Source organism: Chelativorans sp. AA-79, from assembly GCF_029457495.1.
GTDB lineage: Bacteria > Pseudomonadota > Alphaproteobacteria > Rhizobiales > Rhizobiaceae > Chelativorans.
Genome location: NZ_CP120361.1, coordinates 1,879,947 through 1,898,918, shown reverse-complemented (window position 1 = coordinate 1,898,918; position 18,972 = coordinate 1,879,947). Strand labels below are relative to the sequence as shown.

Sequence of the window (18,972 nt, the reverse complement as noted above, 5' to 3'; positions counted from 1 at the left end):
ATCGATCACTTTCTTGCAAACTATGAGAAAGAGCCTTTTTCGTTCGAATCGATTACTGCAGCAATGAATTGTCGAATCTCGTTCACCAAAGCTTACTGGATCCCGTTGCTGATTTCCGTCACGATGCTGGCGGGCGTCCTCGGGCAGGCCGGTGCACAGGAAAGCAGTCCCCCATCTGCTGCGGCAGGACGGGCCGTCACCGTGGGGGTCCGGGTCAGCCCTCCCTTCGTGATGAGGACGGACGACGGTTTTACCGGGCTTGCGGTGGAGCTTTGGGAAGCGCTGGCACCTCGCCTCGGGCTCGCGTGGGAATATGAGGGATACGATACGGTACGCGATCTTGTGGCCGCCGCGGCCGCAGGAGAAGTCGACGTAGCGGTCACGAACCTGACCGTGACGGAAAACCGGGCCCGGCGCATCGATTTCACCCAACCCTGGTTTGATGGCGGGCTGCGCATCCTTACAAACTCCGATCGGGGAACCGGTTTCCAGGCGGTCTTTGCAGGACTGCGCGATAGCGGTTTTCTGCGGGCATACGCATGGATCGGCCTTATCATCCTTGCCGCCACCGTACTGATGACGCTCTTTTATCGCCGCTTCGACAGCGATTTTCCGACGCGGTGGCGGGACGGATTTGCTGAAAGCTTCTACAACGTCATGGTGATCGCAACATCGGGAAGAATGGCGCCGGGCCGGAATTTCTTCGGTTGGATCGGCCGCATCTTCCAAGGCATCTGGCTTTTCGCCGGCATCGCCTTGATCGCCTATGTCACGTCGACCGTGACGAGCGTGATGACGACACTCTCGCTCACCAACCAGATTCACGGCGTCGACGATCTGGCGGGAAAGACGGTCGGCGTACTGGAAGGGAGCGTGAGCGAGGACTTCGCACGCGAAGCCGGGCTGAGATATCAGGCCTTTCTTCAGATCGACGAGGCCGCCGAGGCTCTCCTGCGCGGCAGGATTGCTGCCGTTATCGAGGATACGGGCGTTATCGAGTACTACGCCAAGACACATCCGGACCTGCCTCTCGACGTGGTCGGCCGCATATTCGAGCCGGACAAATATGCATTCGGCCTGCCGCGGAACAGCGACCTTGTGCGTCCGCTCACCATCGAGATTCTGAGATCGCACGAGCAGGATGAGATTCAGGATTTGCGGACAAAGTATTTCGGTGACGATTCGTGATACGGGTGTCCGCTCGAGCGATTGCAGCCGACCATCTTCGGCCTGTCCGCTTCCTTGCGTTCGAACAGCACGCGCCGGAAAAAGGTGCCGCCGGCCGGCCGTTCGCCGTCAGTCCGCGAAGGCTGCCCTCCTATCGTTGGTTCGGTTGATTACCGCCCAGATCGCAATCGCCGGTTCGTCGCCGATTGCCCAAAGCCGGTGCGGCGTCTGCGCACTGAAGGAGACCGAATCTCCCGGTCCGAGCTCGTACTTCTCGAAGCCGATCTGCAGCCCGAGCCGCCCCGAGATCACATACGCATATTCCTTGCCCCCGTGCCGGAAGAGCGAGTCGGCGGGGCAGGATTCGGCACCCGGCTCATAGACGACATGAAGGAATTCCACCTCCTCGTCCGGATTGGCCGTCAGCCGCTCCCAGACGACACCGCCCGACAGGCGGATGCTCTTGCGATCGTGGCTGCGCTGGACCGGGCTGCCTCGTGATTCCTCACCGGCCTTCCGCTCGGACGACGCCGGTCGTTCAGAAACACTAAACAGCTCGTCGATCGTCAGGCCAAGCTCCGTGGCCAGGGACCAGAGCGTGCTCACCGAAGGCATCACCAAGCCGCGTTCGACTTGCGAGATCAGGCTGGGAGAAACGCTGATCCTGCGCGCCAGCTCGCGCAGGCTGATGTTTCTGCGGTCCCTCTCGATCCGGAGGCGGTTGCCGACCGCATGAAGATCAAGCTGGTTAGCGTCCTCGCCGGCGCGGCCCTCCTCGGGCGAGGTGCCGGAACGGGACTGCTCGGGCGCAAAGTCATTCGTCATCTGATTGGATTCTGCCTCTCCGGTGTCGGACACTTGACACCTAGTTCGTTAATGTTCATGAAACAAGTTCATTGTTACTAAACACTGCTTCGGCGGAAGGTGCCATATGGTCCATTACGTCGCGCGCGCGGCCGATATCAAGCTCGCCCCCGCCTATTCGGGACACAGCAATCGTTACAAGCGCTGCTCCGTCATCGATCGCGCAGTCGGTGCGGTTCATACCGGCCTCGGTCTTTGCGAGCTCGATGCCGGAGGGCATATCGACCGTCATGTCCAGTCCTTCGAGGAGCAGTTCTATATCACCGAGGGCGCGCCGACGCTCGTGCTGGAGGATCGCGGATACCCTTTGATGCCCGGTGCCTGTGGGGTCATCCCCGTGGGCACGCCGCATGCCTGGATCGGGCCGGAGGCCGGCATTGCCAGGTGGATCGACCTGATGACGCCGATCCCGCGTGAGGGACAAGGCCCGAGCGACATCTTCTTCCTCGGCGCGCCGAAGGGCGTTCCGGTCGAGCCGCTCGATATACGCGATCCGCGCACGCGCCATTTCTTCCGCATGTCGGAGGACGACATCACGCTCGACAAGCTCAAGGCCGGCGCACGGGTGGATGCACCCACCGTTTCGGCCAGCATGGCGACGGCCCTGCTCGCCTATAGCGGCATCGCCGTGAAGATGCTGGTGGACCAGCGCCTCTCCGCCGCCCTCGGCACCATGTTCATGGTGGAGTACCAGCCGGGCGGCGTGGCCCACCTGCACGACCATCCGCTGGAGGAGGCCTATGTGTTCCTGGAAGGCGAGGTCGAGGCCACCGCGGACGGCGAGGAATATCTTCTGAAGACGGGCGACGTGCTGTGGACCGGCGTCGGCTGCATCCATTCCTTCGCGAACAGGAGCAACGGCACGGTGCGCTGGCTGGAGACCCAGTCGCCGCAGCCGCCCGCGCGGCACTCCTACCGCTTCAACCGCGATTGGGACTATCTGGAAAATAAAATCAGGGAGGGCTGAGGGCATGGCGGACAACGCGATCATCGTGGGTGGCACCCAGGGGATCGGCCTCGATATCGCGCGCCGGCTCATCGCGCGCGGCGACAAGGTCGTCATCACCGGCCGCGACCGGACGCGTGCCGAAACCATCGCCGCCGAACTGGGACACGGCACACGAGGGCTTGCGGTCGACCTTTCACAACCCCGGGGGATCGCGGCCGCGCTCGCCGACATGCCCTCGCTGCGCCATGTGGTCATCACGGCGATCCTGCGGGATGCGAATTCCGTGCGCGAATACGATGTCGACCGGGCGATCAACCTCGTCACGCTCAAACTCGTCGGCTACACCGAGACGATCCACACACTTCTGCCCAAACTGGAGCCGAACGCCTCCATCGTGCTTTTCGGCGGCCTCGCCAAGGAACGCCCCTATCCCGGTTCCACCACCGTGACAACGGTGAATGGCGGCGTGACGACCATGGTGCATACGCTGGCCGTCGAGTTGGCGCCGATACGTGTGAACGCCATCCATCCCGGCATCATCGGCGACAGCCCGGCCTGGTCCGACAAGAACCTCGATCACGTCGTCGCCCGCACGCCGACCAAGCGGCTCGCCACCATGCAGGACGTTTCCGGCGCGGCGCTGTTCCTGCTCGACAACCAATCGATCAACGGAGTGAACCTGAACGTCGACAACGGATGGCTGCTCACCTGAGCGGCAAGAAAGTGGGAGGAGAACATGAGGATTTCGAGGAGAGAGTTCACGAGGCTCGGCGCCGCCGCCTCGCTTGGCCTCGCGGCACCGGCCGTCTGGACGAAGGGTCGGGCGCAGGACCGGCCGATCCGTGTCGGCTGCAGCGCGTCGCTGACAGGGCCGCTGTCCGGCACAAAGAATATGGTGATCGGCTACGAGCTGTGGCGCGACGACGTCAACGCCGCCGGCGGGCTCCTGGGGCGCCAGGTGGAGCTGATCGTCTATGACGACCAGAGCGCGCCTTCCAACGTACCGGCCATCTATTCCAAGCTGGTGGACGTCGACCAGGTCGATTTCCTGTTCACGCCCTATGGTGCGAACCTGACCGCGACCATCATGCCCTTCGCCAAGCAGCGGGACCGTTTCATCATCGGCATCCTCACGCTGGCGAGCAACGACCAGCTCAAGCACGACAAGTTCTTCCAGGCGGCCCCCTGGGGACCGGACGGCGCCACGGACTGGGCACGCGGCTTTTTCGACATCGCCAACAGCACCGGCGTGAAGAAGATGGCGATCCTGGCGGCCGACACCGAGTTCTCCAAGACCGCGGCGGAAGGGGGGCGCAGGGTGTCGGAACAGTTCGGGATGGAGGTCGTCGACTTCCAGATGTACCCCCCGACCAACCGCGACTTCTCCGCCATCCTGCGCAACATCCGGGCGGCCGGGCCGGAAGCGGTCTTCGTCTGTTCCTATCCGGCGGACTCGACCGCCATCGTGCGCGGCATCCAGGAAATCGGGCTCGGCGATACCGTGCGCCTCTTCGGCGGCGGCATGGTGGGACCGCAATACGCCTCGCTCATGGAGAGCCTCGGGCCGGCGCTCAACGGCATTGTCAACTTCCATCTCTATGTGCCTGAGCCGACTCTGGAATTCGAAGGCATCGAGAGCTTTCTGCAGAGATACCGGCCCATTGCCGAAGAGCGCCAGGTCGATCCGCTTGGCTTCTATATTCCGCCCTTCTGCTATGCGGCGGGCCAGCTCATCTCCAAGGCCGTCACCGCGACGGGGTCGCTCGACCAGGCCGAGGTATCGAACTGGCTGCACGCCAACCCGGTTGACACGGTCGTAGGCCAGATCAGCTTCGACGAGATCGGCAACTGGACCGAGCGCCGTGTGCTCATGATCCAGTTCCAGAATGTGGACGGGAGCGGCCTCGATCAGTTCCGCCAGGCAGGCAAGGAGGTCGTCATCGACCCCGAGGCCTACAGGAGCGGAGAGTTGATCCCCTTCATGGAAGCGCGCAAGGCATGAGCGTGCGGACGGCCCGCTGGGACGGCGGGCCGTCCATTCATCTCGTCCCGTTGAGCGGAGCCTTATGATCGTTCTGGACCTTGCCCTCAATGCCGTGGTGACCGGCATCATGCTCGGCAGCATCTACGCCTTGCTTGCGCTCGGTCTGGCGATCACCTTCGGCGTCCTGCATATCCCCAATGTCGCGCACCCGGCGATCGTGATCGCCGGAGCCTATGCGGTGGTGGTCTCTAACAGTTACGGCATGGACCCCATACTGGCGGGGCTCGTCTGGTGCGTTCCCTTCTATTTTGTCGGGCTCGCCTTCTACGAGTTCTACGCCCGGTCCTTCGAGATAAGGGGCGGCGGCAACACGCTGCAGAGCCTGACGCTCTTCTTCGGCGTTTCCCTGGTGGTGGAGATCGCGCTGGTCGTCGCCTACGGCACCGACCTGCGCTCCGTCGGCGTCGGCTATGTGGGACAGAGCCTGCATCTGGGGATGGTGACCCTGCCCTACCGGTTCCTGATTCCGGCAGCAGTCACGCCGGTGGTGATCTTCCTGCTCTGGCTCTATCTCGGGCGGACGAACACCGGTCTTGCGATCCGCGCCGTCGCCTATGACGAGCGCGCCCTCAGCGTCTCGGGCGTGAACCCGGCCGCGATCAAGCGGCACGCCTTCGGCATCGCCACCGCGCTTGCGGTGATCGCCGGCGCGGCCCTCGTCATCACCGGGCCGGTGGACCCCTTCGCCGGCCGCTTCCATATCGGCCGTGTCTTCGCGGTGGTGGTGCTTGCCGGCATGGGCACCATCCCCGGCACGCTGCTGGCGGGCATCATCATCGGCGTGGCGGAATCGCTCGTCATGAGCTTCGCCAGTCCCTCCTGGGCGCCGGGCGTGGCCTTCGCCATCCTGCTCGGCACGCTGGCGCTGAAGCCAACCGGCCTGTTCGGAGGCTTGCGGTGAGGCTTCCCCGTTTCACTCTCGTCGCCGTCGCTGTGGTGGTGGCAGGCCTGTTCCTGCCGAACCTCGTGGGCAATGCGTATTATTTCTACGCGGGCTATGTCGTCCTCCAATATGTCGTCATCGCCACCGGCTGGAACATCCTGGGCGGCTATGCCGGCTACACCAATTTCGGCGCCTCCGCCTTCTTCGGCGCCGGCGCCTATACGGCCGCGTTCCTCTTCAAGGCGCTCAGCCTGCCGCTCGCCTTCCAGATCCTTGGGGCTGCCGCCGTCGGCATGTTCCTCGGCATCGCGACCGGCTATCTCACCCTGCGCATCCAGGGCGTCTATTTCGCCATCGCGACGGTGGCTCTGGTGATCGTGCTGGAGACGCTCGTTCACAACACCGACTATCTGGGCGGCGCCTCCGGCATGACGCATATCGCGCCGCCGCCGCCGGCCTGGTTCGGCGGCCAGACCCAGTTCGTCTTCTGGGTCATGCTGGTGCTCGCCGCGGGTGCGGTGGTGCTGGCGCGGTGGCTGGAGCTTTCTTGGATCGGGCGCGGCCTGCGCGCCATCCGGGCGAGCGAGCCGGCGGCCGAAAGCTGCGGTGTGCCGACGCTCAGGCTGAAGCTGCTCGCCTGCGCCTTGAGCGGCGGGGTGATGGCGGCGGCCGGCGCGCCCTACCCCACCTATACCTCCTATCTCGACCCGGTCAGCGCCTTCAGTCTCCTGATCGGGCTCAACGCGCTCGCCATGCCGCTGATCGGCGGCACGCGCAACTGGAAGGGGCCGGTAATCGGCGCCGTGCTGCTGGCGAGCGTGCAGCAGATCGCGACGGTGACGATCTCCTCCGAATTCAACATCCTTGCCGTCGGCATCGTGCTGATCGCCTTCGTGGTCGCCGCGCCCGAAGGGCTTCTGGGGCTCAGGCTCTCGAGGGCGGCGCGATGAGCGAGGCGCTTCTTTCCGTCCGCGGCGTCGGCAAGAGTTTCGGCGCCATCAAGGCGTTGGGGCCGGTCGATCTCGACCTCGAGCCGGGCGAGCGGCTGGGCATCATCGGCCCGAACGGCTCGGGCAAGACGACGCTGATCAACTGCATCAGCGGCTTCTTCCCCCCGGATACGGGATCGATACGCTACAAGGGCCGGGACATCACCCATATGCCCGCCTACAGGCGCGCGCGGCTCGGCCTTTCGCGCAGCTTCCAGATTCCGCGTCCCTTCACCGGCATGACGGTGATCGAGAACCTGCTCGTGCCGATGGACTATGGCGATGCCTCCGGCAGGGACGAGTTGCAGCGCGCCGCGGACGTGCTCGATGCGGTCGGGCTCGCGCGGCGCCGCGACGATCCCGCGGAATCGCTCTCGCAGCTCGAACTGCGCAAACTGGAGCTTGCGCGGGCGCTGGCGGCCAGTCCCGACATCCTGATCGCCGACGAGGCCATGGCCGGACTGTCGGAGGGCGAGATCGACGAAATCCTTACCGTGCTCTTCAGGCTCAACAACTCCGGCGTGGCCGTGATCATGATCGAGCACATCATGCATGCGGTGATGCAGTATTCCGAGCGCGTCATATGCCTGGAGACCGGACAGATCATCGCGGAAGGCAAGCCGGAGGCGATCGTGAGAAGCCCGATGGTGCAGAAGGTGTATTTCGGTGAACAGACTGCTCGTTGAAGGGCTGAGTGCCGGCTACGGCGTCGTCACCGTGCTGCGCGACATCAGCCTGGAGGTTCGCCAGGGGGAGCTGGTGGCGCTACTCGGCATGAACGGCAACGGAAAGAGCACCCTGCTCAACGGCATTCTCGGCTTCGTGCGGCCCGGCACGGGCCGCATCGTGCTGGAATGGGATGGCGAGCGGACCGAGCTCACGGGCAAGCCGCCGCACCAGATCGTCGGCATGGGCATCGGCTATGTGCCGGAGGGGCGGCGGCTCGCGCCCAACCTGTCGGTGGAGCAGAATCTTCTGCTTGCCGGAAGCGCGCCGCGCGCGCGGGCGGCGGTGAAGGACAATCTGGACTTCTGCTACGCGACCTTCCCCATCCTCAAGGAACGGCGCAGGCAGCTCTCCGCGACCTTGAGCGGCGGCCAGCAGCAGATGCTGGCGATCGCCCGCGCGCTGATGACCTCGCCCAAGCTGATGGTGGTGGACGAGCCCTCGGTGGGGCTGGCGCCGATCATGGTGGAGCAGGTGATCGCCACGATCCGCAAGCTGCAGGAGGAGACCGGGCTGACCGTGCTGATGGCCGAGCAGAGCTTCTTCCAGGCGATCGAGGTGGCCTCCCGCGCCTATATTCTCTCGCACGGCCGTATCATTCGCATGTTCGACCAGAAGGCCGACCCGGCCGGCGAGGAAGAGATCCGCAGCGCGATGCTGGGGGTGGGTTGACGGCGTCGGGTCGCCGCGCCTGTCGGTGCCGTCCGCGCTGCGGCGGCGAAATGTGCCGGTCTCGATCTCCATGGCCGACGCCCAATGCCTTCGCTCGATCGTTCGCACTTTCCTTTTCCATGTGGACGCGCCTCACCGTCGCCACGCCCGCTTTCGCGTCTGGCCATTGATTGGTTTGGGAAGCGGGGCGCACCGTTCACGCCACAAAATTAAATAAGGCGCTCCCAATGCGCCCCGCCGGAGTCTGTCCCGACCTCGGCCGATCACTCGGACCCTTCTCCTTCCCGGCTGCACCCAATGAAGGGGGTGGTCTCTGCCGGGCCGAAGGAGAGCCCTGGCGGCTTCTCCGCGGTTTCCGCGATGCCGTCTCTCACCCAGCATCCGTTTTTCCGGAAACGGCGTCTCACACCCACCGCCCCGGCACCGCCGGCCTGTCGCGGGCCCTCGGATCCCCGGGTTCCGATCCTGGGGAGGGAGGTTTCCGCCGCCCTCCCGAACACCCGGTGCGCATCCGGTTCCCGCGAGAGCGATGGGGCAAGAATAAACCGGGCGGAGGGAGTGGGGAGAAAAACAGTGCGATGAGCGAGTGGCGAAACAGCGAATAGCGAGTAGGAACAGAGGGTTGGCGGGCGAGAAAAATTCCGGAGGGGCGGATTCCATCCCCGTTTTGGGCGGGATGCAGGCTCAGTGCCGGTGCTCCTCATCCTCAATGCCTGCGACGCGGGAGATGGTCAGGCATGGATCCTCGGGTCAAGCCCGAGGATCCATGCCTGAACTTTGCTGAGGGGCTCCGGCGTTGCTGGGATTGCTTGAGGTGCGGAGAGGCTCACCACCCCATCCCGCGCGGGAGCGGCGCAGACGACCTCAGCCCTGCCGGCGGATGAAGCCCGTGATGGTAACCCTTTCCCAGATGCCCGCCTTGTGGAAAGGGTCGGCCTGATTGAAGCGCTCCACTGCCGCACGGTCCTCCGCCTCCACCAGAAAGAGGCTGCCGATCATGGTGGAGCCATCGTCGGCGGTGAGCGGACCGGACATGACGATCTCGAGGCCAAAGGCGCTCGTATCGCTCAGGAATGCCTTGTGCGCGTCATAGTTGGCGAGGCGCGTTTCCAGCGCGCCGCGCTTGTCGAGTGCATGGATGGCAAAAAGCATCGCTGTCCTTCCGATCCTCTCCTTCAGGCTCGCCGGGCGGGCTCGCGCCTGAGCTGGAAATCATAATGCAGGTGGAAATAGGGGCGGTCCGTCTGCCGCCCGTCCGGCGCCCGTCCGGGCTGGTACTCGACAAATTCCCGGATGAGGGAATCTTTCACCCCGAAGACGGCGTCGGAATCGAGATACGGGTCGCCCGCCACGAAGATATGCGTCACCAGCCGCTCGTGCCCCGGCGCCGCGATCATGAAATGGACATGCGCGGGACGCCAGGGATGGCGGCCCTGAACCGCGAGCATGTCGCCCACGGGGCCATCATGGGGGATGGGATAGGCGGCGGGCTTGATGGTCCAGAAATGGAAGCGCCCCGCCTCGTCGGTGCGGAAGCGGGCGCGCATGACAAGCCCGCCGATCGCATCGAGCTGCTGCACGTCATAATAGCCCTCCTCGTCGGAATGCCAGACATCGACAGCCGCACCGGCAAGCGGCGTACCGTCCGCGGCGCTGACGCTTCCCGACACATAAAGGGGGGCGCCCTCCATGCCTCCGGAGATATCCTCGCCCAGCGCCCTTTCGGGCGGGGATTCCACATAAAAGGGCCCGAGGACGGTGGTTTCCGTGACACCCTCCCCGCCCGCATGGTTGATCGCGTCGACCAGCATGGATATGCCCAGCGTGTCGGACAGGAGGATGAACTCCTGCCGCTTGTCGTCGCACAACTGACCCGTGCGGGTCAGAAAATCGATGGCGAATTTCCATTCCTCCTGGGTGGGCCTGACCTCGCGCACCAGCGCATGCAGGTGGCGCACCACAGCCTCGCTGATCTCCCGGATGCGCGGGTTTTCCGCCTGTTGGACCCGCTCGATGACCGCATCGGTGATGGTGAACTCATTGAAGTTGCGCATCACGCCTCCCTCGAAATCTTGCGTTCGGGCTCGCCCAGCCCCGAGAGCCACTCCGTGTGCTTCACGGGGGCAATGAAATCCAGTTTGCCCTCGCCGCGAGCGACGATCGCCCCATAGGTCTCCCGCACCAGCGCCGTCAGCGGCATGGGCACGCTGCCGGCGCGGGCTGCACCCAGGATCAGGTCGAGATCCTTGATCATCTGGTGACAGGAAAAGGTGGAGCTGAAATCGCGTTCCGCGAGCGGCCCGACCTTGTATTTGACCATGGGGGATGCGGCGGCACTGTCGGCGAGCACGTCGAGAATGTCGCTCCAGCCGAGATTGCCGCGACGCGCAAGCGCCAGGCTCTCGCCCATCATGACGGCGGTGGCCGCAAGCATGAGATTGACGGCGAGCTTGGCGTAGCGCGCCTCCTCGCCGTCGCCGAGATAAACCTGGGCGCGCGTGAAAGCGGCAAGCAGCGGCCGCACCTCCTCGAAAACCCGGCGCGGACCGGAGGCGAAGCAGGTGAGATTGCCGGTATGCGCGATCGAGGCGTTGCCGGAGATGGGCAGGCGCAGATAGTGCACGCCGGCGGCCTTTGCCGCCTTTGCCACCTCCGCCGAGACTTCAGGACTGACGGTGCTGATCTCGATGAACGTCGCACCGTCGCGCATCCGCGAAAGCAGCCCCGCCTCTCCCAGCGCTGCGCTGCGCAGGGCCTTGTCGTCGGGAAGGCAGGAGAAGACCACGTCGCCAACGGCCGCCTCGCCCATCGACGCCGCCCTGGCGATGCCGCGCCCGGCGGCGATCTCCAGTCGTGTGCCGGCCGGATCGTAGCCCGTCACCCGGTACCCGGCTTCCGCGATGCGCGCCGCGATGGGCAGGCCGAGCTTGCCGAGGCCGATCCAGCTGATTGCAGGTTCTTCCGTCATTCCGTCCTCCCGCGCGGTTCCGCGCTCTTTTCCGTTCCGCCGCACCGACCGCCCCTCGCCGCTTCTATGCCGTGGACGGCGCCTCCCCCGCCCAGGCCCGCGCGATGAGGGAGCGGATGGCTTCGGCCTCGATGGGCCGCGGGTTCCAGTAAGGGTTCTTCAGCGCCAGCTCGACGGCGCGGCCGATGCCGTCCCGCGGCATGCCGATCTCCTTCAGCGCGCGCGGCGCACCGAGGCGGCCGGCGAGATCGAACAGGGCGCGTGCGGGGTCGTCCGTCTGCAACGCCCGTGCGAGCGCTGCCATCGCCTCCCCCGCGGCGGACGCATTGTAGGCCACGGCATGCGGGAGGACGACCGTGTGGGTTTCGGCATGGGGCAGATCAAAGAGCCCGCCCAGCACGTGGCAGAGCTTGTGGTGCAGCGCCATGCCGACGGCGCCGAGACAGGTGCCGCACAGCCAGGCGCCATAGAGCGCGTCCGAGCGCACCGCCCGGTCCGACGGATCCTCGACGATGCGCGGCAAAGCGGCGGCGAGTGCGCCCACCGCCGCCTCCGCGAGCATGGAGATGACGGGATTGCGGTCCTCGGCGTAGAGCGCCTCCACTGCATGGGCCATGGCGTTCATACCCGATGTGACCGAGAGTGAGGCGGGCAGCGTCAATGTCAGGTCGACATCGTAGATGACGGTTTCAGGCAGGACCTTCCCGCTGCGCTGTGTTGTCTTCACGCCGCCGGCGGTCTCGCCCAGGATCGGCGTCATCTCCGATCCGGCATAGGTAGTGGGGATGCATATCTGCGGCAGGTCGGTCCTGAGCGCGATCGCTTTCCCGAGGCCGGTGGTGGACCCGCCGCCGAAGGCGACCGTGCAATCGGCATCGAGCTCGCGCAGCGTAACCATCGCGCGCTCCGTGACCTCGACCGGCGTGTGCATGGCCGCGCCATCGAACAGGCCCACCGCCCTCTCGCCCAGAAGCGCGGCGATTTCGCGGGTCTGAGCCGCTTGCTGCGGGGTCGACAGGATCAGCGCGCGGGTGCGGCCGAGCCTTTCCAGCTCTTCCGGCAACCGTACAAGCGTGCCCGCCCCGAAGACGACGCGCCCGGGCAGGGCCGTGTATGTGAATGACCGCGCTGCATCAGGCATGGAAATGCTGTCCTGGCCCTCCTAAGACGTGCAGTTTTTATTCACACGTTTAATATGCATTAACAATCCGGCTCCGCGCATTGTCAATGGTTCTACGCCTCATCGAGCCTCCCGCGGGCAGCCAATGAGCCCTTAAACCGTTCAGTGTAGATGCACGGCTGCTTCTGACGTATGGTATTGCCACGGTCGGGCAGACAACCTGAAAAAATCACCCGGCAGGATTCATGTGCAGGAGGGAGGAACTCACATGTGCGCGCTCTGCGAAGGGGGACAGTCACAGGATCGTTCATCGTCCGGCCAAGGCGCGGCAGCTCCTCCACCGGCCGCCCCGGGAACGGCTACCCGGAGCGCCGGCAGGCAGCCCGCCGACAGCGGCAGGGCCGGCCGGCGACTGTTGATCCGCGGCGGCACGGTTCTCAGCATGGATCCCGCCATCGGCGATTTCGCGGAGGCGGACGTGCTGGTCGAGGGCAGCAGGATCAGGGACGTGGGGCGCAACCTTGCCGTCTCCGACGCCGCAATCCTCGAGGCGAAGGGCATGATCGTGATGCCGGGCTTCATCGACACGCATCACCACCAGTTCGAGACGGCGCTGCGCAGCTTCCTCGCCGACGGCATCCTCATCAACGACGGCGCCCCGCACAGCATGTTCAACTACTACGAACATGTCCTGCAGAAATTCTCGATGATCTACAGACCGCAGGATGTCTTCATCAACGAGCTCTTCGGCTCGCTCTCCCAGCTCGATGCCGGTGTGACGACGGTGATGGACGTCTCGCAGATCCACCATTCGCCGGAGCACACAGATGCGGCGATCGCGGCGCTGAAGGAAGCCGGGCGCCGCGCCGTGCTCGGCTATTTCGAGGGCTGGGGCGAGAAATCGCGCTACCCCGACGACGCCCGGCGCTTGAAAGCGGAGCACTTCTCCTCCGACGACCAGCTGGTCACCATGGTGATGGGCGGTGAGATCTATCTCCCCGGCCATGAGAAGGCATGGCGGACGGGCAGGGAGATCGGCGTGCCCATCGCGCTTCACGTGGTGGGCACCTTCGGCATGGCGCCGACCTTCGACGAACTCGCCAAGGCAGGCGCCTTCGGTCCCGACAACATCTTCATCCACATGACGGGCATGAGCGATCTCGGCTGGCGCGCAACCGCCGACGCAGGCGCGCACGTGTCGCTCGCCGTGCCCGTTGAGATGACGATGCGCCACGGCATGCCGCCGATCCAGCGGGCGCTGGACCTGGGCATTCAGCCGTCGCTTTCGAGCGACGTGGAGTGCACGATGACGGCAGATCCCTTCACGCAGATGCGCGCGGCCATGACGGTGCAGCGCGCCTTCGTCAACGAAGCGGCACTTGCCGGCGCAACGAACATGCCGCCGCTCCTGACCTCGCGCGACGTGATCCGCTTCGCGACCACGGAGGGCGCGCGGGGGCTGAAGCTCGACGGCAAGACCGGCTCGCTCACCCCCGGCAAGGAGGCCGACATCATCCTGCTCGACGCGACGGCGATCAATGTGGCGCCGCTCAATCATGCGCCCGGAGCAGTGGTCACGCTGATGGAGCGCAGCAATGTCGACACGGTGATCGTGGCGGGACGGATCCGCAAATGGCGGGGCGAGCTGCTGGACGTCGATCTCGTCGGGCTGCGCCGGAAGCTGGAGGCTTCGCGTGACTATCTGTTCGAGGCCGCGGGCGTGGAGCGGGATCTTTTCCGCCAGTAGCGCTAATATCCACCCGAAAGGACGATCGCCTCGCCCGTCATGAAGCTGCAGGCGTCGGAGGCGAGGAGGACGGCGGCGCCCACCATCTCGTCCACATGGCCGGCGCGGCCCATCCAGTTCAGCTGCCGCACATAAGCGGCCCAGCCCTCAGGGTCGGCGTCGCGCCGGGGGGCGTTGCGGTCGGTGTCGATCAGGCCGGGGGCGAGCGTGTTGAGGAGCACGCCCTTCGGCGCATAGTCGCGCGCAAGGCTCTGGATCAGGTTGTGCTGGGCAGCCTTTGTGGCGGCGTAGATTGCGACGATCCCCTTCGGCCGCAGCTGGTTGATGGAGCCGATATTGACGACCCGGCCCCAGCCGCGCTCGGCCATGCCGGGCAAGCATGCCTGGAGCATCTCCACCGTGGAGCGCAGGTTGACGTTCACCTGTGTGGCGAAATCCTCGTCCGTGACGGTGTCCAGCGTGCCATTGATCTGGGCGGAGGCGTTGATGACGAGGATGTCGAGCAGGCCCTCGGCTTCTTCCGCCTGGCGGATCAGATCACGCCCCGCGCCGGGCGCGGCGAGATCTCCGTGGACGGCAACGCATGCGCCGCCAGCTTCAAGGATCGCCTCGCAGGTGGATTGGGTAGACTCCGGCGCCTGGCCATGCACCACCACTTTCGCGCCGAACGCCGCAAGCCCCTTGGCGATAGCCGCGCCGATGCCGCGGCTCGACCCGGTGACGAGAGCGGTACGGCCGTCGAGGCGGAAGAGATTGCGGTAGGCTGTTGTCATTGGAAAAGCCCTTGGACGGTCAACGCCTGGAAGCCCCTCTCTTGCAAATTCTAAGGACTTGGGCTTCGCCCAAATCCAAGAATTTGCTTTCTCCCCCGCCAAGGGGGAGATAGGCGCGCTCCCTGTACGTCATTGCCAATCTCAAACACCGACGACTGGCGGGGGCGGAAATGCGAGCATATCTCTCCCCTTGCGGAAGAGAAAGCGATTTCAACATCTTAGCCGGAGCGAAGCGGAGGCTAAGTGTTAGAGATCGCAAGAGAGGGGGGCTTCGAAGGCATATGCGCATCCCTAAGCGCGCCCGAAGCGGTTGGCGCGCAGGCCGGCGACGCCAGGTTTACAGGCGAAAATGCCGCCGGACAGTGGTGCTTCGGCCAATGTAGAGGCAGGCAAGCGCGTGCGGGCGCTGGTGATGTAGAGCGTCGAGAGATCCGGGCCGCCGAACGCTACGCTCGTCGGGCGTGGCACGGGCAGGTCGATCACTTGGTCGAGCTTGCCATCGGCGCGGTAGCGATTGACGCGCCAGCCGTCCCAGATCGCGCACCACACACCGCCTTCCACATCCACCGCGATGCCGTCCGGCCTTCCCTCCTCCATCGGGATCGTCGCGAAGACCCGGCGATTGGCGATCGTGCCGGTGGCGGGATCGCTGTCATAGGCGTAGATGTAGCCGGGCACAGTATCGACGAAGTAGAAAGTGCGGCCATCCGGGCTCCAGTCGAGGCCGTTGGCGACGGTGATGCCTGTCTCCTTCCGCTCCACCGTACCGTCCGGTACGATGCGGTACAGCCCGCCGGTCGGACGGCTCGCATCGAGCCGCATGGAGCCGACCCAGATCGCGCCGGCAGCGTCCACCTTGCCGTCATTGAGGCGGTTGTCGGCAATGCCGGCTTCGGGCTCGGCGAGGGTCTCGAACATACCCTTCTCGAAATCGAAGCGCTCGATGCCGTCCTGAGAAGCGACGAGGAGGGAGCCATCCGCCGCGGGGAACACTGCGCTCACGAGCTTGTCCACCCCGCAGCTCTCGTTGCGGCCGGTCCTGGGATCGAAGCGGTGGACGGCCGGATGCAGGATATCGACCCAGTAGAGCCGGTCCCCGATCCACACCGGCGCCTCGCCGAGCTGCGCGCCCCAGGGAAGCACGCAGGTGACGGGAATCGAGGAGGCGGAGGAGGAGCGCGGGCGCGGGCCGGAGCTGATCGCCACCGTGCCCGCATAGCCGGTGATCCGGCGGGCGGCCGCCATCAGCTCACGGCCCGTCGGGTGGATGTTCTCCGCATCGAGCCGCGAGGACGGCCCGAGCGCCACCAGCGCGCCGATGGGCGTGCCGTCCTGCCCGGTGATGGGGGCGGCAACCGAATTCACGCCCGGCAGATGCTCTTCATACGAGACGGCATAACCCCGTGCCCTCGTCAGCGTCATGTCGGCCTGGAGCTGCTGCTGATCGGTGATGGTCTTGTTGGTATAGCGCTCCAGCGTCAGCCGGGCGCCGAGCGCGCGCGCCAAGGCCGGCTCCTGGAAGGCGAGCAGCACCTTGCCCGCTGCCGTGCAGTGGATCGGCACGCGCCGCCCGGCATCGACGCGAACGCCGAGGCCGTCGCCCGAGCGCTGCTCGAGATAGACCACCTGCTCGCCTTCCAGCCGGCAGAGCGCGACCGTCTCGCCGAGTTCGGCCGACAGGCGCTCCAGTTCGGGGAGCGCCGCGGAGTTCAGGTCGAACGTGTCCCACACCCGGTGCGAGAGTTCGAGGAAACGCTGGCCGAGCGTGTAGGTGCCTGTCTTATCGTCATGGCGGACGAGGCGGAAGGCGATCAGCGTGCGCAGGATGCGCGCGAAGGTGGGCTTGGGCAGGCCCGAGCGTTTCAGAAGCTCGGCGAAGCGCACCGGACGGTTCGCATCCGCCACCATGTCGAGCAGGGTGAGGCCCTTGGCGAGCGCGGCCGTACCCGCGGGCACGTCCGGCTCGTCGCGGGCGGTCAGTGCGTCCTCGACCGCCATGCGTCCGCCGCCTCGCTCAACATCCGTTCGATCGACCATTCGGGCTCATATCCAAGAAGGCTGCGAATCTTCGCGTTCGACGTGTGATAGTAGACGCCGGGGCCGGGGAGATCGACCCGCACCACCGGCAATCCGGTCACCGCCGACATGGCGTCGAGCAGCTTCGGGAAATCGACCGGGTCGGTGGCGCCGAGATTGAAGATCTCTCCCGCCGCCTCCGGCTTGTCCGCCGCAAGCAGGATGCCCCGCACCATGTCGCGAGTCTCCGTGATGTGCATCTGGAACGGACGGCCGTTCTCGTTGCAGGCGAGGATATGCGCTTCCCGGCCGGGATCGGCGGCGCGCAGAAGGTCAGCCACCGCCTTGTTGCCGAAGGCTTCCTGCTGGCGGATGCGCGGACGGAGGAAGAAGCGCGGCCCGGAAAAGAAGCTGTCCGGATCGAGCAGCTCGCGAGCATCCTGCGTGTGGGAGAAGCGCAGGATCACCGTCGCCATGTGCCCCAAGCGCTGGTGGAAGCGCACGAGTTCCTCCCCCAGCAGCTTTGTCAGCCCGTAGGGGGAGTTGGCGTTGAGCGGGTGCTCCTCCGTGATGGGCAGGAATTCCGGCTTGTTCTCCGGATAGACCTCGCCGGAGCTGGCAAAGACGAAGCGCCGCACGCCCGCTTCTGCCGCGCTATCCAGCAGGATGCGGGTACCCTCGACATTGGCGCGGAGGAGCCTGTCGCGGTCTTGCGGCTTCCAGGACATGAAAGCGCCGAGGTGGAGGATCGTGTTGACGCCCTCCACTGCCCGCGCGCAGGCTTCCGCGTCATCGAACGTGCCGATCACCTCCGAGTAGCGGGGCGACGGGTTGCCGGAAGGATTCAGGTCGAAACCGCGAACGGTTTCCCCGCGTGCAAGAAGTGCCTCGACCGTCGCGCGCCCCACGCGGCCCGCCGAGCCTGTGACGAGGAAGGCCATTAGTTCAGCGCCTCGCCGCTCTTCCCCTCGAAAAGATGGAGTTGGGCGGGGTCGAAGGAGAGTTTCAGTTCTTCTCCTTCCGCAAGCGGCCTCGAATGCGCGAGCCTGGCGATGAGGCCCTTGCGGGCCTCATCGTCGCTCAGGCCGCCGCTAAAAGCATGCTCCCCCGCATCGAAATAGACGTATTTCTCCGAGCCGAGGCTCTCGATCAGACTGGGGCGGACGATGAATTCCGTGCCGCCCTCGTCAGTCGAGATGTATTCGGGGCGGATGCCCGCGACGATGCCGCCACTGGAATGCGCCTGGCGCAGGCGGTCGGCGCTGACATTGACCGGCACTTCCTTGCCGAAGAGCCTGATGGCGGCGCCGTCGGCCGGGACGGCGGACAGGAAATTCATGCCCGGCGAGCCGATGAAGCCGGCCACGAACAGGTTCTTCGGCTTCTGGAACAGCGTGTCGGGATCAGCGATCTGTTGGATGAGGCCGTCCTTCATGATCACGACGCGGTCGGCCATGGTCATGGCCTCGATCTGGTCGTGCGTGACATAGATGGTGGTGACGCCGATGCGCTTGTGCAGGGCGCTGATCTCCGCGCGCATATGGACGCGCAGCTTGGCGTCGAGGTTCGACAGCGGCTCGTCCATGAGGAAGGCCTGCGGCTCGCGCACGATGGCGCGGCCCAAGGCCACGCGCTGGCGCTGCCCGCCCGAGAGCTGCTTCGGCCGACGGTCGAGCAGGTGCTCCACGGCGAGGATGCGCGCGGCCTCATCCACCCGCTTGCTTATCTCGGCGGCGGGAATGCCGCGCATCTTCAGCCCGAAGCCGATATTGTCGCGCACGGTCAGATGCGGATAGAGCGCGTAGTTCTGGAACACCATGGCGATATCGCGGTCGCCGGGCGCCAGGTCCGTCACGTCCCGCCCGCCGATCAGGACGCGGCCGCCGGAGGCGGGCTCCAGTCCCGCGAGGATCTTGAGCATGGTGGATTTGCCGCAGCCGGAGGGGCCGACGAGCACGACGAACTCGCCGTCCTCGATCTCCAGCGAGAACGCCTTGAGGACGTTCAACGTGCCGTAGTTCTTGTAGACGTTCTGGATGCTGATGCTGGCCATT

Annotated in this window: 18 protein-coding genes; 9 read left to right on the top strand and 9 right to left on the bottom strand. The window is 65.5% G+C overall.

Annotated features, from left to right (window positions below; translation table 11 throughout):
- Positions 1–105: 105 nt before the first annotated feature.
- A complete protein-coding gene (locus PVE73_RS09185) occupies positions 106–1,188 on the top strand; it encodes a transporter substrate-binding domain-containing protein (RefSeq protein WP_277366643.1) in 1,083 nt (360 codons plus the stop codon).
- Positions 1,189–1,296: 108 nt separating this feature from the next.
- Here the strand turns inward: PVE73_RS09185 and PVE73_RS09180 are convergent, their stop codons facing one another.
- Positions 1,297–1,992, bottom strand: a complete 696-nt coding sequence (locus tag PVE73_RS09180) for a cupin domain-containing protein (protein WP_277366642.1) — start codon at positions 1,990–1,992, stop codon at positions 1,297–1,299.
- A 106-nt stretch (positions 1,993–2,098) separates the two neighbouring features.
- Between PVE73_RS09180 and PVE73_RS09175 the strand changes: the two genes are divergently transcribed.
- The 7 genes from PVE73_RS09175 (at position 2,099) to PVE73_RS09145 (ending at position 8,294) form a co-directional block, all read left to right on the top strand.
- A complete protein-coding gene (locus PVE73_RS09175) occupies positions 2,099–2,998 on the top strand; it encodes a cupin domain-containing protein (RefSeq protein WP_277366641.1) in 900 nt (299 codons plus the stop codon).
- Positions 2,999–3,002: 4 nt separating this feature from the next.
- Positions 3,003–3,692 carry an SDR family oxidoreductase gene (locus tag PVE73_RS09170; RefSeq protein WP_277366640.1) on the top strand — a complete coding sequence of 230 codons (690 nt, stop codon included), beginning with the start codon at positions 3,003–3,005 and terminating at the stop codon, positions 3,690–3,692.
- Positions 3,693–3,716: 24 nt separating this feature from the next.
- Positions 3,717–4,982 (top strand): amino acid ABC transporter substrate-binding protein, encoded by a 1,266-nt coding sequence (locus PVE73_RS09165; RefSeq protein WP_277366639.1) that lies wholly within the window; start codon positions 3,717–3,719, stop codon positions 4,980–4,982.
- 64 nt (positions 4,983–5,046) lie between these two features.
- Positions 5,047–5,925, top strand: a complete 879-nt coding sequence (locus PVE73_RS09160; RefSeq protein WP_277366638.1) for a branched-chain amino acid ABC transporter permease — start codon at positions 5,047–5,049, stop codon at positions 5,923–5,925.
- Positions 5,922–6,857 (top strand): branched-chain amino acid ABC transporter permease, encoded by a 936-nt coding sequence (locus PVE73_RS09155; protein ID WP_277366637.1) that lies wholly within the window; start codon positions 5,922–5,924, stop codon positions 6,855–6,857. The genes PVE73_RS09160 and PVE73_RS09155 overlap by 4 nt, the downstream gene beginning before the upstream one ends.
- Positions 6,854–7,582: an ABC transporter ATP-binding protein gene (locus PVE73_RS09150; protein WP_277366636.1), complete on the top strand. Its 729-nt coding sequence runs from the start codon at positions 6,854–6,856 to the stop codon at positions 7,580–7,582. The genes PVE73_RS09155 and PVE73_RS09150 overlap by 4 nt, the downstream gene beginning before the upstream one ends.
- Positions 7,563–8,294 (top strand): ABC transporter ATP-binding protein, encoded by a 732-nt coding sequence (locus PVE73_RS09145; protein ID WP_277366635.1) that lies wholly within the window; start codon positions 7,563–7,565, stop codon positions 8,292–8,294. The genes PVE73_RS09150 and PVE73_RS09145 overlap by 20 nt, the downstream gene beginning before the upstream one ends.
- A gap of 864 nt (positions 8,295–9,158) precedes the next feature.
- Here the strand turns inward: PVE73_RS09145 and PVE73_RS09140 are convergent.
- The 4 genes from PVE73_RS09140 to PVE73_RS09125 all read right to left on the bottom strand — a co-directional run bounded on the left by PVE73_RS09140 (position 9,159) and on the right by PVE73_RS09125 (position 12,403).
- Positions 9,159–9,446, bottom strand: a complete 288-nt coding sequence (locus PVE73_RS09140) for a YciI family protein (RefSeq protein ID WP_277366634.1) — start codon at positions 9,444–9,446, stop codon at positions 9,159–9,161.
- Positions 9,447–9,469: 23 nt separating this feature from the next.
- On the bottom strand, positions 9,470–10,348 hold the full coding sequence (locus tag PVE73_RS09135; protein ID WP_277366633.1) for an intradiol ring-cleavage dioxygenase: 879 nt from the start codon (positions 10,346–10,348) through the stop codon (positions 9,470–9,472).
- Positions 10,348–11,262 (bottom strand): NAD(P)-dependent oxidoreductase, encoded by a 915-nt coding sequence (locus PVE73_RS09130; protein WP_277366632.1) that lies wholly within the window; start codon positions 11,260–11,262, stop codon positions 10,348–10,350. Before PVE73_RS09130 ends, PVE73_RS09135 begins: the two co-directional genes overlap by 1 nt.
- 64 nt (positions 11,263–11,326) lie before the next feature.
- Entirely contained in the window at positions 11,327–12,403 is a 1,077-nt protein-coding gene (locus PVE73_RS09125; protein WP_277366631.1) for a maleylacetate reductase, read from the bottom strand.
- Between the two features lie 421 nt (positions 12,404–12,824).
- Here PVE73_RS09125 and PVE73_RS09120 point away from each other — a divergent pair, with 421 nt between their 5' ends.
- Entirely contained in the window at positions 12,825–14,129 is a 1,305-nt protein-coding gene (locus PVE73_RS09120; RefSeq protein WP_277366630.1) for an amidohydrolase family protein, read from the top strand.
- Positions 14,130–14,131: 2 nt separating this feature from the next.
- Here the strand turns inward: PVE73_RS09120 and PVE73_RS09115 are convergent, their stop codons facing one another.
- The 4 genes from PVE73_RS09115 to PVE73_RS09100 all read right to left on the bottom strand — a co-directional run bounded on the left by PVE73_RS09115 (position 14,132) and on the right by PVE73_RS09100 (position 18,971).
- The gene (locus PVE73_RS09115; RefSeq protein WP_277366629.1) at positions 14,132–14,902 is read right to left on the bottom strand and encodes an SDR family oxidoreductase; all 771 of its coding nucleotides are present in this window, start codon (positions 14,900–14,902) and stop codon (positions 14,132–14,134) included.
- Positions 14,903–15,193: 291 nt separating this feature from the next.
- Positions 15,194–16,900 (bottom strand): SMP-30/gluconolactonase/LRE family protein, encoded by a 1,707-nt coding sequence (locus PVE73_RS09110; protein WP_277366628.1) that lies wholly within the window; start codon positions 16,898–16,900, stop codon positions 15,194–15,196.
- Positions 16,879–17,859 (bottom strand): NAD(P)-dependent oxidoreductase, encoded by a 981-nt coding sequence (locus PVE73_RS09105; protein WP_277366627.1) that lies wholly within the window; start codon positions 17,857–17,859, stop codon positions 16,879–16,881. Before PVE73_RS09105 ends, PVE73_RS09110 begins: the two co-directional genes overlap by 22 nt.
- Complete coding sequence (locus PVE73_RS09100; RefSeq protein WP_277366626.1) at positions 17,859–18,971, bottom strand: ABC transporter ATP-binding protein; 1,113 nt, start codon at positions 18,969–18,971, stop codon at positions 17,859–17,861. Before PVE73_RS09100 ends, PVE73_RS09105 begins: the two co-directional genes overlap by 1 nt.
- Position 18,972 lies beyond the last annotated feature (1 nt).